We start from the raw sequence: 15,589 nt of genomic DNA, 5'->3' as shown, positions 1-15,589 counted from the left end.
TGGTCAGGCGCTGTGCGTGTCCAGGAAGCGCTCGGCATCCAGCGCGGCCATGCAGCCGAAACCAGCCGAAGTGATCGCCTGGCGGTAGTGCTGGTCGGCGACGTCACCGGCGGCGTACACGCCTTCCACCGAAGTCTGGGTGGCGTTGCCGCCAAGGCCGGAGCGGATTTCCAGGTAGCCGTTGTTCATCGCCAGCTGGCCCTTGAACAGGTCGGTGTTGGGCTGGTGGCCGATGGCCACGAAGAAGCCGTGCGCCTCGATGTCGCGGGTGCTGCCGTCCTGGGTGGACTTCACGCGCACACCGGTCACGCCCATCTCATTGCCCAGCACTTCGTCGACCTGGTGGTGCCAGACGGTCTCGATCTTGCCGGCGGCCACCTTGGCGAACAGCTTGTCCTGCATGATCTTCTCCGCCTTCAGGGTGTCGCGGCGGTGCACCAGGTAGACCTTGCGGGCGATGTTGGACAGGTACAGCGCTTCTTCCACCGCGGTGTTGCCGCCGCCAACCACGACCACGTCCTGGTCCTTGTAGAAGAAGCCGTCGCAGGTGGCGCAGGCCGAAACACCACGGCCCTTGAAGGCTTCCTCGGACGGAATGCCCAGGTACTTGGCGGTGGCGCCGGTGGCGATGATCACCGCGTCGGCGGTGTACTGGGCGTTGTCACCGATCAGGGTGAACGGGCGCTTGGACACGTCGGCGGTGTGGATGTGGTCAAACACCACTTCGGTATCGAAGCGCTCGGCATGGGCCTGCATCCGCGCCATCAGGTCCGGGCCCATCAGTCCGTGCGCGTCGCCCGGCCAGTTGTCCACTTCGGTGGTGGTCATCAGCTGGCCACCCTGCTGCAGGCCGGTGATGACCAGCGGCTTGAGATTGGCGCGTGCGGCATAGACGGCGGCGGTCCAGCCGGCAGGGCCGGAGCCCAGAATGATCAGCTTCTGATGGCGGGTGGGCAGGGTCGGGGCGCTGGAAGTGCTCATGTATACTCGCGAAAGTCGGGGGTGAAGGCACGATCGCCGCATTGCGCAACCGTCCGGGCAAGCCCATAGAGTGGCGGTCGAGTCACAGTGAATCAAGGCACGTGAATGGAACTGCGCGGCCCGTTGGATGGCAAACCTTCCCTTGCTTGCATGTCACCACCGCCAACCGGCGGTTTTTTGGCGTTTCCTGTATCTGCGCAGTACAACAGTGTCTGCCGAGCGGATGAAACACCGCGTTCCGTCGTTTAATATCAATCACTAACCGTGCATTTCTAAGGTCTGGTCAAAGGTGGCGAAACAGGTCCCGGAACGTGGCAAGAACTCCAGCGTGGGCGCCAGCGCCCGCAAGCAGGCGGCCGCGATGGACAATCCGCGCCGGCATAAGCTGTGGCGCGATCTGGCGTTGATCGCCATCGCCCCGGCGCTGCTGTATCTGCTGGCAAGCCTTTTCACCTATTCACCCACGGACCCGGGCTGGTCGCAGGCCGGCTCGGTGGTCGCGCCTGTGCACAACGTGGGCGGCCGGGTAGGGGCTTGGATCGCCGATGTCATGCGCCAGTTGTTCGGCTACGTGGCTTACCTGATCCCACTGGTGCTGGCGGCGGTGGCGTGGATTGCGATGTTCGGCCTCAATCGCGAAGAGCGCGGCCAGGATGACCTGGGCCCGGCGCTGCGGCTGGTGGGCATCGTCGGTTTCCTGATCGGTGCCACCGGCTTTCTGTATCTGCGCCTGCCGCCAGGCGACGTCGCCCGTGCCGGTGGTGGCCTGGGTGTGCTGGTCGGCAAGTCGCTGCAGAGCGGTTTTGGACCGGTCGGCAGCAACCTGTTCCTGCTGGTGCTGCTGCTGACCTCGATCACCCTGGCAACCGGGCTGTCCTGGTTCCTGGTGATGGAGAAGATCGGCAAGTGGGTGTTGGCGCTGGGGCCGCTGCTGGCCAAGAAGACCGAACAGGCCAGCGAATGGCAGCAGACCCGCGTCATGCGCGAAGAGCGTGAGGAAGTGCGCAAGGTCGATGCCGAGGTGCGCGCCAAGCGCGAGCCGGTGAAGATCGAGCCGCGGCCTGCACCGGTGATCGAAAAGAGCGACCGCGCCAAGCGCGAGACGCAGATTCCGATGTTCCAGGGCGTCAATGGCGACGGCTCGGATATCCCGCCGCTGGCTTTGCTGGACGACCCCAAGCCGCAGCCCAAGGGCTATGACGAGCAGACGCTGGAAACCTTGTCGCGGCAGATCGAATTCAAGCTCAAGGATTTCCGTATCGATGCGGTCGTGGTCGGCGCCTATCCAGGTCCGGTGATCACCCGTTTCGAGATCGAACCGGCACCGGGCATCAAGGTCAGCCAGATCAGCTCGCTGGACAAGGACATCGCGCGTGGCCTGTCGGTCAAATCCGTGCGTGTGGTGGATGTGATTCCAGGCAAGTCGGTGGTCGGCCTGGAAATCCCCAACGTCACCCGCGAGATGATCTACCTGTCCGAGCTGCTGCGCTCGAAGGAATACGACAAGTCGGCCAGCGTGCTGACCCTGGCGCTGGGCAAGGACATCGCCGGCCGCCCGACCGTGGCCGACCTGGCGCGCATGCCGCATCTGCTGGTTGCCGGTACCACCGGCTCAGGCAAGTCGGTGGCGGTCAATGCGATGGTGCTTAGCCTGCTGTACAAGGCCAGTCCGAAAGACCTGCGCATGCTGATGATCGACCCGAAGATGCTCGAACTGAGCGTCTACCAGGGCATCCCGCATCTGCTGGCGCCGGTGGTTACCGACATGAAGGAGGCCGCCAACGGCCTTCGCTGGTGCGTGGCCGAAATGGAACGCCGCTACAAGCTGATGAGTGCGGTGGGCGTGCGCAACCTGGCCGGCTTCAACAAGAAGATCAAGGACGCCATCGACGCCGGCCAGCCGCTGATGGACCCGCTGTTCAAGCCGAACCCGGAAATGGGCGAAGCACCGCGTCCGCTGGAGCCGCTGCCGTTCATCGTCATCTTCATCGACGAATTCGCCGACATGATGATGATCGTCGGCAAGAAGGTCGAAGAGCTGATCGCGCGTTTGGCGCAGAAGGCGCGTGCGGCGGGCATCCATTTGATCCTGGCAACGCAGCGCCCGTCGGTGGACGTCATCACCGGCCTGATCAAGGCCAACATTCCGACCCGCATCGCCTTCCAGGTGAGTTCCAAGATCGACTCGCGCACCATCCTTGACCAGTCCGGCGCTGAAGCGCTGCTGGGCAACGGCGACATGCTGTACCTGCCACCGGGCACCGCGCTGCCGGACCGTGTCCATGGTGCGTTCGTCTCCGATGAGGAGGTGCACCGCGTGGTCGAGCACCTCAAGGCCAGCGGCCCTGCCGACTACATCATGGGCGTGCTGGACGAAGTGCAGACCATGGGCGATGGCATCGTGGTTGGCGCCACCGGCCTGCCGGAGGCCAGCAACGGTGGCGGTGATGAATCCGACCCGTTGTATGACGAGGCGCTGCGCATCGTCACTGAGACCCGTCGCGCATCCATCTCCGGTGTGCAGCGGCGCTTGAAGATCGGTTACAACCGTGCCGCGCGCCTGATCGAGGCGATGGAGGCGGCCGGCGTGGTCAGCCCGCCGGAGCACAACGGCGACCGATCGGTACTGGCACCACCTCCGCCGAAATAAACCTCCGGGCGGGCATTCACCTTTGAATTGCCGCCCATTCAGATTGAAAGAGGCAGACTCTGCCTCACTCCATCCATCCCAGATCACGACCCGCCATGAATGCTTTCCTGCGCCATTCGTTTATTGCTGTTGCCTTGGCCTGTACCGGCGTTGCTGCAAACGCCCATGCCGGTGCCCGTGACGACCTGAAGACCTTCACCACCGGCCTGCGCGGCCTGGACGGCCAGTTCTCGCAGCAGGTGTTCGACGCACGCGGCAAGTTGAAGGAAACCTCCGGCGGCCGCGTCGCACTGTCGGCGCCGCGCCTGTTCCGCTGGGAATACACCCGCCCGCACCCGCAGCTGATCGTCGCTGACGGTGCCAAGGTGTGGGTGTACGAGCCGGACCTGGAGCAGGCCACGGTGCGCGAGCAGGGCGCCGAAGAGCAGAACAGCCCGCTTACCGCGCTGATCAATCCGGCCCTGTTGGAGCGCCAGTACGATCTCAGCGAAGAGGCCGCGCCGCGCGACGGCATGCAGTGGCTTTCGCTCACCCCCAAGCGCGAGACCGAGGCCAGCTTCCAGTTCGCTGCCCTGGGTTTTGCCGCAGGTGGCCTGAGCCGCATGGAAGTGGTGGACGCCGTGGGCCAGCGCACCGTCATTGATTTCAGCGGCTGGAAGAAGAACCCCGGCTTCGCCGCAGGCACCTTCCGCTTCGTGCCGGGCAAGGACGTGGACGTCATCGGCGAACGCTGAGCCAGGCGCCGCAGGGCAGAAGTGCTGGCCAAGCCCTCTCTCTGCCGCATGGGGGAGGGCATGCAGCATGCTCGCCCCCACCGGACTTCGACGTTCCATTCCACGCACCGGCCGCGCTCTGACGCCAGATCAGGGGCGGACCACGAACCGGTCTTTGCCAGCGGTTTCCCTGAGCCTGCGCCGGAGCGGTGCCTTCGGCGCGAATCCGATCCTGCACGGGCCGGAGTCCTATTACTCATTCAATCTCCGCCGGTGATACCGCGCGGAGCAATGAAGTGGCCGCGTTAGAATGGCGGCGTGGCCAGATCCCGAAACATCTTCATAGACGACGCCCCTTCCGACCTGCTGAGTGTCGACAGGGAAAGCATGCGCCCGCTCGCCGAGCGCATGCGCCCTCGCACGCTGGACGAGATGGTCGGCCAGAAGCGCCTGCTTGCCGCCAATACCGCGTTGCGGCGTGCGGTTGAATCCGGCCATGTGCATTCGATGATCCTGTGGGGGCCCCCGGGCTGCGGCAAGACCACGCTCGCGTTGCTGTTGGCGCAGTATGCTGACGCCGAGTTCAAGGCCATTTCCGCCGTACTCTCCGGCCTGCCCGAAGTGCGCCAGGTACTGGCCGCTGCCGCACAGCGTTTTGCCGATGGCCGACGTACGGTGTTGTTCGTGGACGAAGTGCACCGTTTCAACAAGGCCCAGCAGGATGCTTTCCTGCCTCATATCGAGCGCGGCACGATCATCTTTGTCGGCGCGACCACCGAAAATCCCTCCTTTGAACTGAACTCGGCGTTGCTGTCGCGTTGTCGCGTGCATGTGCTGGAGTCGGTATCACCGGAAGATGTCGTCGACGCGCTGCAACGTGCGCTGGCTGATGACGAGCGCGGCGTTGGCGGACAGAACATCACCGTTTCAGCGGAGTCGCTGCTGGAAATCGCCCGTGCCGCCGATGGTGACGTGCGCCGAGCACTGACGCTGCTGGAAATCGCCGCGGAACTGGCCACGGGCGAGGGCGGGGAAATCACCCCGGAAACCCTGCTGCAGGTGCTGGCTGACCGTACCCGTCGTTTCGACAAGAACGGTGAACAGTTCTACGACCAGATCTCGGCGCTGCACAAATCCGTGCGCAGCTCCAATCCCGACGGCGCGATCTATTGGCTGGCGCGCATGCTGGATGGCGGTTGCGATCCGTCCTACCTGCTGCGCCGGTTGACCATCATGGCGGTGGAGGACGTCGGCCTGGCCGATCCGCGTGCGTTGGAAATGGCGATCAACGTGTGGAACGCCTATGACCGCATCGGTGCGCCCGAAGGCGATATCGCGCTGTCCAACCTGGTGGTCTACCTGGCCAGCACCGCCAAATCCAACGCCAGTTACATGGCATTGAAGGCGGCCCGCAAGGATGTGGCCGAGCTCGGTACGCAGCCGGTACCGATGCACCTGCGCAACGCACCCACCCGTTTGATGAAAACGCTGGGGTACAGCCAGGGCTATCAATACGATCACGACGTCGAAGGCGGCATCGCACTGGACCAGACCGCGTTCCCGGATGAGATGGGTGAGCGGGTCTACTACCACCCGGTGGAACGCGGGTTGGAGATCAAGCTCAAGGACAAGCTCGACCGCCTGCGCGTCGCGCGCGAGCAGGCGCGTGCCCAACGCAAGCCTGGGGCCTGATGCGCTGCCCCCAACGCACATCGGGAGAATGACGGCATGTGGCTTTCCTTCCTGGCCATCGGTGTCGGTGCGGCCCTCGGGGCATGGCTGCGATTTGGCCTGAGCCTGTGGTTGAACCCGATGACCGGTTCGGTGCCATTGGGCACGTTGGCGGCCAACCTGTTGGGCGGATATGCGATCGGGCTGGCCTTGGCGTGGCTGGCATCACGCCCGGATCTGGCGCCGGAGTGGCGGTTGTTCGTGGTGACCGGGTTGCTGGGCGGTCTGACCACGTTTTCGACCTTTTCCGCAGAAGTCGTGGACATGCTGCAGCGGCAGCACTTCGGCTGGGCCTTGACCACCATCGGGCTGCACCTGGGCGGTTCACTGTCGATGACGGCGCTGGGTTGGTGGACCTGGCGGGCGGTGCGGCCATTGATCTGAAAGCAGCATTCCAAACACCGGGACGATGCCGCATGATGCGCGCACCCTCGACCAGGAGCGTCAAAAACATGCCGCAGCTGCAAGCAAAAGGAAGGGCAGGCCTGTGGCCTTGAGCAGTACGTCTGACGTGGTGGAAACCGCTGGCGCCGTTGCGCCTGTCGCCCTGATTGGTGCCGATGTCGGCGGTACCTATGCCCGCCTGGGCTGGGCCGAGCTGGTTCCCGGAAAGCCCATCGAGATACGTGATTTCCGCAAATACGCCTGCGCCGAGCATCCCAGCCTGGCTGCGATTCTGCGCGACTACATGCAATCGCTGCAGCAGCAGACCGTGCTGCCACCGGTGCGGCACGCGGTGGTGGCCATTGCCGGGCTGTTGGATGGCGACACGTTGCTGAATACCAATCTGGCATGGCCGGTGTCACTGGCCGCCACCCAGCGTGATGCCGGATTGGAGCGGTTGGAACTGATCAACGATTTCGTGGCGGTCGCGCAGGCGATGCCGCATGTGGATCGCAATACGCTGCACCGCATCTGCGGTCATGACGATGAGAGCACCGGGCCGGCCCTGGTGCTCGGGCCTGGTACTGGCCTGGGTGTCGCATTGCGCCTGGGCGCAGGCAACAACCCGTCGGTGCTGCCCAGCGAAGCCGGCCACGCCGCACTTGCTGCAAATACCGCGCTGGAGCGCGACGTGGTGCAGCTGCTGTCGCAGCGGTACGAGCATATCGACAACGAACGCGTGTTGTCCGGCCCGGGCCTGATGGCGCTGTATGCCTGCCTGTGCGAACTGCGTGGCGCCGCCGTGCGCTGGCGTGACCCGGCCGAGCTGGTTGCTGCCAGCCGTGGCGGTGACCTGCTTGCACGGGAGAGCATCCAGGCGTTCTGCGGTTGGATGGGCAGCCTTGCCGGCGACCTTGCACTGACCTTCGGCGTCCGCGCGGTATACCTCACCGGTGGCGTTGCCGGCCATCTGGCCGCCGAACTGCATGACGGCACGTTCCAGCGCCGGTTCTGGAGCAAGGGCGCATTGTCGCCGGCCCTGCGACAGGTGCCGGTATGGCGTGTGGATCACGGCGAGCTGGGCGTGCTCGGTGCGCTGGCCTGGCATGCAGATCGGCTGGGTGCTGGCCTGTCCAACAACGCAACAGGAGCGTGACCCATGAGTACTCGCAGACAGTTCCTGCAGACCTCGATGTTGCTGGGCGCCGCCGGCGCCGCGCCGGGCTTGCTGGCCTCGCCAACGAGTGCATCCGGTGCGCGCGTGGTCTCCACCTGGGATTTCGGCGTGGGTGCAAATCAAGCCGCATGGAAAGTGCTGGCTGCCGGTGGCAATGCGTTGGACGCAGTGGAAGCTGGTGCGCGTTGGGCGGAAAGCGAGCTGTGCAATCACACCGTCGGCCGCTGCGGCAACCCGGACCGTGATGGGGTGCTGTCACTCGACGCCAGCATCATGGCCGGCGACGGCCGCTGTGGCTCGGTGGCGGCATTGAGTGACATCCTGCATCCGGTATCGGTTGCGCGCCGGGTAATGGAACAGACACCCCACGTGATGCTGGTAGGCGAGGGCGCCCAGCAGTTCGCCGTGCAACAGGGTTTCGAGCGCCAGCAGTTGCTGACGCCGGAGGCCGAGAAGGCATGGCGCGAATGGTTGAAGACCGAGCACTACGCACCGCAGATCAACGCCGAGCGCCGGGGCCGCCCCGGTGACAAGGACAATCACGACACACTGGGCATGCTCGCCATCGATGCCAATGGCCAGATGGCCGGCGCCTGCACCACCAGCGGCATGGCCTGGAAACTGCACGGTCGCGTCGGTGACAGCCCGATCATCGGTGCGGGCCTGTATGTGGACAACGAAGTCGGCGCGGCCACCGCATCGGGCGTGGGCGAGGAGATGATCCGCAACGCGGCATCATTCCTGGTCGTCGAACTGATGCGACAAGGCTTGTCCCCGGCTGACGCATGCCGCGAGGCCATTGGCCGCGTCGTGCGCAAGCGCCCGGAAGCCAGCCGCACCCTGCAGGTGTGTTTCCTGGCGTTGAACCGCCATGGCGAGGTTGGTGCATACGCCCTGCATCGCGGTTTCGTCTACGCCGTGTGCGATGCAAAGCGACAGGACGCGCTACTTGATTCGTCTTCGGTGTATTCGAGCACGCAGACGTGATGATGACCTACCTGCTGGAAATCGCCTGCAATTCCGCAGCGTCCGCGTTGGCGGCGCAGCAGGGCGGGGCGGACCGCGTGGAGTTGTTCGAGAACCTGGAGCAGGGAGGCACAACGCCGTCTTACGGCACATTGGCTGTGGCGCGTGACCGTTTGAGCATTCCGCTGTTCGTGTTGATCCGCCCACGCCCCGGCGATTTCGTTTACGACACGCTTGAGCGCGACATCATGCTGCGCGACATCGAGACCTGCCGCCGGCTCGGCTGCGATGGCGTGGTGATTGGTGCGTTGAATTCGGCTGGCGATATCGACCTGCCGCTGTGCCGAGAATTGGTCGCTGCCGCGGGCCCGTTGGGCATTACTTTCCACCGGGCATTCGATGCGGCACGGGATCTGCCCGCTGCGCTGGAGGATGTGGTGAGCCTGGGCTGCCAGCGCATCCTCAGTTCGGGTGGCGCGGCCAGTGCGTCGGAGGGCAGTGCGATGCTGGCCCAGTTGGTGAGGCAGGCCGGCGCTCGGATTCAAATCATGGCCGGGGCCGGTTTGAACGCACAGAACATCGCGCGGGTCGCCAAGCACAGTGGATGTCGGCAGCTGCACGCTTCCGCCAAGGCAGTGCGCAGTTCGTCGATGCGTTTCCAGAACCCGGCGCTGATCGGCCTGCAGAATGATTGGACACAGACAGATGCCGAGCGTGTCGCCGCATTGCGGCAGGCGCTGGAAATCGGCGTGCAGCTGCCCTGAGGGGCAGCGCGAACGCGCAGGAGCTACGTCTTTTCGAGGCGTGTGCGGGCGCCGGCGATAAGCATGTCCAACACCACTTCCATCTGCGTAGTGCCGTAGGTATCCACGCCCAGTTCGGCGATCCTGCTCAGATTCGTATACGCGACAGGTTGTGCATCGCGTAATGCGGCCTTGAGCGCGCGGGTACGAGGGCGGTCGCCTTCGGCCACCGCCTGTGCGGCATCGCGCGCATGGCTCAGTGACATGGAGATCAACATCGCCACCAGTCGCACGGCTGCTTCGTCCGCAAAGCCCGCGTCTTTCAGCCGTTGGAACAATGCTTCGCTGGGTTCCAATGCCCAGGCCGCGACGGAGCCACCGAACCACAGGTATTCGGCCAGTCCGCCCACGCTGCGCACGCCCTCGAAAAAGCCCATGCCGTAGATCCTGCAGGCGTCTTCCCAGCTGTCCGCCGCAGCGATGTCGGTACCGGAAAAACGTGCGGAGAACGCATCCATCGCCATCAGGCCCAACAGTGTCGGCTTGTCCTTGACGTGATAGTTGAGCGCCTTGCGATCCACGCTGAGGCTGTCGGCCAGCGACTGCATGGACAACGCATCGACCTCGATCAGGCGTGCCGCATCGACGATCTGCTGCAGGTCAAGACCCGCACGTTTGCCCGGCTTGCGTTGCGCAGTGGTGGTGGTCGGCTTGCGGATTCTGGGCATGAATCACTGAGAAGGCAGCGGGAGGTGATGTGATTGCGGCGCAGGGCCGCGCCCACTGTATCGCGTGGGTGCCGCCTGGCAGAAGTCAGTGGCCGGCCCAGCCCCGTTGATCACGGCATGCGGGGAGATGCTGCGGCCGCACTTGACGTCCTCGACCTTCTGGAATAGCGTCCGCCAAAACATTATTCCCGCGCGGGAATATAACTTCCAGAGGACGAGCCGATGAGCACCAAGGCAAGCGGCGTTACGACCCAGCCCAACAAGGTAGTGACCCGGGAGCGGTTGCTGGGCACTGAAAGCCGGTGGCGACGCCATGGCGAGCCCACCCCGGCAGCCGCCGATGACGCAGTGGATGACGGGGTGTTCGGACCGGGCTCGGTGGCCTGGGATGTGCTGCTGCACCCAGCCACCATCGTGTTCCAGACTGCCGCGCAGGCGGTACTGCAGTTCACCTACAAGCCCATCTACGCTGGCCTGCGTGACTGGGACCCGATGTCCCGCAAGGGCAGGGCGGGGCAGCTGACCCTTTTCGATGTGTTCGACCGCCACCAACGCAACTCCGGCATCCACGCACCGATGTGGTTGGGCGATACCGAAACCGCCAAGCGCGTGGCCCTGCATCTGGCGCGGATTCACGACAAGGTGAAAGCCGACCTCATCGACGGGGGCGAGCCTGCATTGGGGGGATATGAGGCCAACTCACCGCGGGAGTCGATGTGGGCTGCGTTGACCGAGCTGCACTCGATGCTGTGGTTGTACGAAGGCCTGGCATTTCGCAATGGCCGGCTGCCGCATCGGCTGCCGCCTGACAAGCGTGACCGCTTCGTGGGTGAGGTGGCCGAGTACTGCAAGTTGTTTCCGGCCCGCGAGGAAACATTGCCCCGCAACATGGCCGAGTTGCAGGCGTTGTACGAACGCGACGCGCGGCTGTTCGGCATGCCGCACTCCATCCATATCATCCCTGAGACCGGTGAGAGCTTTCCGCAGGTAGTGGCGGATTCCATCCGCAAGAATCACCATCGTTCGCAGTACCGGGTGAAGATCCAGCTGTTTCTGCAACGCAGGGTATTCCGTCTGCCGGTGTTGGCTGCGGTGTCGGGCAAAACCCGCCGCTCAATGGGTATTGGCCCATGGCAGGAGCGGGCGATTCTTGCAGCACGTTACGTATTGCTGCCGATGATCTGGTTGGCACAGCAGCCGCCGGTGGAACGCTATTTCATGCGGATGATGTGGGGCCCGGATGCGGTCAATTTGATCCAAGCAGCACGGCAGAAGCAGCAGTCAGCAAGACAGGCGCGCCAGTCCTCGTTGGTGAATTGACGCCCTGCTTCGGCGATGGATCCTGCGGCCGCAATGAAGCGCGTCGGTCCGCAAGGAATGTAATTCCGGAAGCCTGATTGGGCTCCTCACTGTGCGCGATACCTCGCCTGCAGGCTTTGCCATCTGCCTGAAAGGCGGCAGTCGAGGATGCGGGTCTCGCTTGTCCGGCCCTTGAAATATCTTCCGTTGGAGAGACTGAAGATGAGTACGTCGAACATCTACTGGCCAAACCCTGGCATCAGGCAATGCCTGCAGTGCCTGTTTGCCACCTGCGCATCGTTGCCGGTTGGCTTTGCCTGCGCTGCCAACAATGATCTCAGCAATGAAAGCGCGCCGGATAGTGTTACAACAGCACAGTCCACACCGTCCACAGCAAGCAGCGTGCCGAACGTCTACGCCACGTTTGATCGGCTGCGCGAACAGGGCACCTTGGTCAAAGTACCTTCCACCAAAGACACGCTGCTGCACGATGCCGGAGGCTTGCGCTCGGCGCTTGCCGAGCATGGCATCGGCGTGATGCTGATCAGCCTCAACAACGCCGCCTACGATCTTTCCTCGCCGGTGCCGGCGTCGCCGCAGCGCTACAACGGGCAGGATTTGACCGGCACCAGCATGCAGCAGTTGCTCGTCACGTATGACCTTGGCCAACACGGAAATGACCAGAGTCAGTTGATCCTCGGCGTCACTTCGATGGCGGCCAGCTGGGAGCCGCTGGGACCGCGGACCAAAGCCGCGCTCAGTCGGCTGGCCTATTACCGCACCTTCAACAACCGCCGATGGGAACTCAAGCTGGGCTATCTGAGCAACGCGCTGGAGTACATCGGTGTCTATACCGGCGGCTCGTTGGCTGGCGGGGCGCAGGGGCCAAACGCGGTGATTCCGTTCCAACTGGGGCTGGCGCGTCTGCCGATGGGCGCACCGGGGCTCAACCTGCAATACAACGGCAAAAACGGCTTCTACAACAAACTGGGACTGCAGCGCAGTACCAGCCCGGACGGCGCACAGGTCGAGGTGGACGCGCATTCGGGTGGATTCCGTTTCCGTACACCGCGCAGCAATCTGCTGCTCATCAATGAGGCGGGCATCAAGCGTGATGCCACGTCCAACCGACAATCTGTGTGGTTTCGCGTGGGGTTCATCCAGAACTACTCGGACTACAAACGCTTTGATGCGCCTGCGCGCAGTGACGCCAATCATGCCTTGTACGCCGCAGGCGATGTACAGCTGACTTTGCCGCCCAACCGCACGCTGCCGTTCCAGGGCTGGTACGCGGGCGCAAGCGTGCATTACGCACCGCCGGACAGGAATCTCTACTCCCGCTATTACGAAGCACGCGCCTACAGGATCGGCACGTTTCGCAATCGCCCGGTAGACATGCTGTCGATGACTTACAGCCATACCAGATTCAGCAGTGACGCCGCGGAACTGTATGCAACACGCGGACTGCCGAGCGAGAGCAGCACCTCGGCCATGACCGTGTCCTACATGACGCGCCTGCAAGCCGGCATGTATCTGAGTACCGGTTTGAGTCGTGTTTCCAATCCCACATTCAGTCCACGCATGGACGATGCGTTGAACCTGATGGTGGGGTTGAATCTATTTTTCTGAGTGGCTTGCGAAGCAGGAGCGCAGACCGCTTTTCCCGGCATGGCGCGTCTTCCCAGCAAGCAGGAGAGACGCCCTGTGAGTAGGCTTTCTGCTCCTGCGAAGACCATTCGCCTATCCGATATTCAAGGGCGGGGCGGGGGAGGGGTTGATGCCAGCGGTAGGACTTCCGGAAACGCAGGTGGCTGCGCGTGCTCATGCAACTGCCAACTGCAGGACACGATCAGCCTTGCCGGGGTGTATGCAAAATATTTAGTGATTCGTCACTAAATTTGACTGGGCGGTTGATGCCTTGGCAGCACAGTCCCGATCAGGCGGAACTGTGCTGTCGGCGTCAAAGGCGTCTGCTGCTTCACCAATCGGTGGGCGCATAGTCCTTCAGGAACTGGCCCCAGACATGCTCGCCGCTGTTGAAGCCGTGGATGATCGGGTCGACGATGCGTGCGGCACCATCAATGATGTCCAGCGGCGGGTGGAAGCGTTCTTCCTGCACCTTGCGTGCGGCGAGGCCTGCGGGGTCTTCGTCGGTCACCCAGCCAGTATCGACACTGTTCATATGGATGCCGTCGTTCTGGTAATCGGCGGCCGAGGTACGGGTCATCATGTTCAACGCGGCCTTGGCCATGTTGGTGTGCGGGTGCCGGGTGGTCTTGAAGTTGCGATAGAACTGACCCTCCATCGCCGACACGTTGACGATGTGCTTGTCGCGTTCGGGGGTGGCAAGCATCAGCGGCTTCAACCGCGCATTGATGATGAAGGGTGCGATGGCATTGACCAACTGCGTTTCCAACAGCTCTACCGAAGGCACTTCAGCCATGCGCAGACGCCAGGAATTGCTGTCGCGCAGATCCACCTGCTGCAGATCCTGATCCAGGCGACCTTCCGGGAACAGATGATGCTGACCCAACAGTTCATCTGCCAGCAGCGGCACCTGCGACAGTTCGGCGGCGCGGGTCAGGCCATCTGCACTGGAGCCTTGAGGTGCCGACAACGCAGCGGTCGATGCCACGGGCAGCAGATCAGCACTGCGCAGGCCTTCATAGTTGCCGATCAATTTGCGGATCGTCTCCGGCAACGCATGCACTGCTGCCGTTTCACCGGCCATCATGTGCGCATAGAACTGCGGCGGGCGGCGCACGGTCTGGCACGCGTTGTTGATGATGAAATCCAACCGCGTGCGCGTGGCCAACAACTCGCTGCAGAATGCCTCCACGCTGGGCGTATGGCGCAGATCCAGCCCATACACCTGCAGGCGGTGGCCCCAGACCGCAAAGTCGCGTTCTTCGGCATAACGCGCGGCCGAGTCACGCGGAAAACGCGTGGTCACGATCAACTCGGCACCGGCGCGCAGCAGCTTCAGACCGGCCTGGTAACCGATTTTGACCCGGCCGCCGGTAAGCAACGCTACTCGTCCGCGCAGATCTGCGGTTTCGGTGCGCTTGATGTAGTTCAGATCAGCGCAGACCGGGCACATCTGGTCGTAGAAATGGTGCAGCTGGGTGAACTTCTGCTTGCACACATAGCAGTGACGCAGCTCTGGCGAGTGCACCGGCTCTGCCAGCGCGGCGGCACCTTCGCCGTTGTGTGCGTCATGCAAACCCGCCGCGTGCGGTGGGAAATAGTTCGGCGTACTGAACACGGGCTTGCGTCGCAACGCACGGATGCCGGTTTGTTCAAGCAGCGCCTCGGCCTTGCGCACCTTCTCCTGGTGGCGCTCACGTGCCTGCTGCTTGAGCATCTGCCGGCGCGCTTTCGGCTCAGGGTGGTAGACCTTGGCCACCACCTGGTGCAGGCGCACGCGGTCGGCTTCGGGCAGCGTATCGAGCATGCTGCGATCGGCTTCGATTGCTTCCAGCAAGTCCAGTGCTTCGCGCAGGCGGTCGGTCAAGGGCAGGGCGGCGGAAAGGGGTGCGGCGATGGTGTTCAATTCAGATCCGGAAAGAGCGGCGGCGAGCCGTGGATGGACAGCAGAGCGATGACCGCTCAATGCGGGTCCATGCTGTAGCGGACCGGGTATGCCAGGTCGCCGGCAATTGTCCCCGATATCAGGGTATTGGCGCCAATGCAGGACTGATTTGGGCCGAGTGCGGGCAGCGGCGAGCTGTGCTGCCAAGCAACGGGCCGACACGTCATGATTTAGTGATTCGTCACTAAATTAACAGGCGGATTGGGGACGTCCCGCCAACCGCATTCGATACATTCGAAGCGTCTACCGCCCATGCATCGTTGTCCTGTGCGCACAGATCTGCTTCGCCGAGGACGTGGGCTCTCGGCGTTCCCGTTCCATACAATCCCCATGGGACTACAACGCCAGCCCAAGAGCTGACCGACTTCCTGTCTTTCCTGATTGCCTTTGGTCATAGCCGACCCAACTAAAAGTGCTTCTTCCTATGTCCTTATAAATCAATTATTTGCGTGAAAATTGAGTCCAAAAGTAACACTTTCCACTGACCATTCCTCCAACTAAATTTGATACATAAGCTGCGCTCCAACTGAATCGCCCAGGCTTTTGTAGACACTCTTCAGCCGTTTAGTGCGTACTGCCGTTCAAACTCTATCGGGGACAGGCCGCCATTGGACCAGTGTCGCCG

General features: G+C 63.1%; 12 protein-coding genes. 9 read left to right on the top strand and 3 right to left on the bottom strand.

From position 1 onward, the window contains the following. Positions 1–3: 3 nt before the first annotated feature. Positions 4–981 (bottom strand): thioredoxin-disulfide reductase, encoded by a 978-nt coding sequence (gene trxB, locus ABB26_RS08310; RefSeq protein ID WP_057633213.1) that lies wholly within the window; start codon positions 979–981, stop codon positions 4–6. Between the two features lie 289 nt (positions 982–1,270). Between trxB and ABB26_RS08305 the strand changes: the two genes are divergently transcribed. From ABB26_RS08305 to ABB26_RS08275, 7 genes are all read left to right on the top strand, one after another. Next, positions 1,271–3,631 carry a DNA translocase FtsK gene (locus tag ABB26_RS08305; protein ID WP_057633212.1) on the top strand — a complete coding sequence of 787 codons (2,361 nt, stop codon included), beginning with the start codon at positions 1,271–1,273 and terminating at the stop codon, positions 3,629–3,631. A gap of 95 nt (positions 3,632–3,726) precedes the next feature. Then, positions 3,727–4,365, top strand: coding sequence for an outer membrane lipoprotein periplasmic chaperone LolA (lolA, locus tag ABB26_RS08300; RefSeq protein ID WP_057633211.1), 639 nt, complete (start codon positions 3,727–3,729; stop codon positions 4,363–4,365). Positions 4,366–4,731: 366 nt separating this feature from the next. Beyond that, positions 4,732–6,036, top strand: coding sequence for a replication-associated recombination protein A (locus ABB26_RS08295; protein ID WP_083490737.1), 1,305 nt, complete (start codon positions 4,732–4,734; stop codon positions 6,034–6,036). Between the two features lie 36 nt (positions 6,037–6,072). Continuing rightward, a complete protein-coding gene (crcB, locus tag ABB26_RS08290; protein WP_057633209.1) occupies positions 6,073–6,459 on the top strand; it encodes a fluoride efflux transporter CrcB in 387 nt (128 codons plus the stop codon). 103 nt (positions 6,460–6,562) lie between these two features. Then, positions 6,563–7,615, top strand: coding sequence for a glucokinase (locus ABB26_RS08285; RefSeq protein ID WP_057633243.1), 1,053 nt, complete (start codon positions 6,563–6,565; stop codon positions 7,613–7,615). Positions 7,616–7,618: 3 nt separating this feature from the next. After that, the gene (locus tag ABB26_RS08280) at positions 7,619–8,623 is read left to right on the top strand and encodes a glycosylasparaginase (protein ID WP_057633208.1); all 1,005 of its coding nucleotides are present in this window, start codon (positions 7,619–7,621) and stop codon (positions 8,621–8,623) included. Further along, positions 8,623–9,366, top strand: a complete 744-nt coding sequence (locus tag ABB26_RS08275; protein WP_057633207.1) for a copper homeostasis protein CutC — start codon at positions 8,623–8,625, stop codon at positions 9,364–9,366. Before ABB26_RS08280 ends, ABB26_RS08275 begins: the two co-directional genes overlap by 1 nt. A gap of 23 nt (positions 9,367–9,389) precedes the next feature. Here ABB26_RS08275 and ABB26_RS08270 read toward each other — a convergent pair whose 3' ends face one another. Further along, positions 9,390–10,073 (bottom strand): TetR/AcrR family transcriptional regulator C-terminal domain-containing protein, encoded by a 684-nt coding sequence (locus tag ABB26_RS08270; RefSeq protein ID WP_057633206.1) that lies wholly within the window; start codon positions 10,071–10,073, stop codon positions 9,390–9,392. Positions 10,074–10,295: 222 nt separating this feature from the next. On the opposite strand from ABB26_RS08270, the gene ABB26_RS08265 reads away from it, so the two are divergent. Together ABB26_RS08265 and ABB26_RS08260 are read left to right on the top strand one after the other, a co-directional pair. Then, entirely contained in the window at positions 10,296–11,393 is a 1,098-nt protein-coding gene (locus ABB26_RS08265) for an oxygenase MpaB family protein (RefSeq protein ID WP_057633205.1), read from the top strand. A 201-nt stretch (positions 11,394–11,594) separates the two neighbouring features. Beyond that, entirely contained in the window at positions 11,595–13,001 is a 1,407-nt protein-coding gene (locus tag ABB26_RS08260) for a carbohydrate porin (RefSeq protein WP_057633204.1), read from the top strand. Between the two features lie 349 nt (positions 13,002–13,350). Here ABB26_RS08260 and ABB26_RS08255 read toward each other — a convergent pair whose 3' ends face one another. Beyond that, positions 13,351–14,925, bottom strand: coding sequence for an SDR family NAD(P)-dependent oxidoreductase (locus tag ABB26_RS08255; RefSeq protein ID WP_057633203.1), 1,575 nt, complete (start codon positions 14,923–14,925; stop codon positions 13,351–13,353). Positions 14,926–15,589: the final 664 nt, after the last annotated feature.

It is taken from the genome of Stenotrophomonas humi, from assembly GCF_001431415.1.
GTDB lineage: Bacteria > Pseudomonadota > Gammaproteobacteria > Xanthomonadales > Xanthomonadaceae > Stenotrophomonas > Stenotrophomonas humi.
This window is presented reverse-complemented; position numbering and strand designations above follow the sequence as displayed.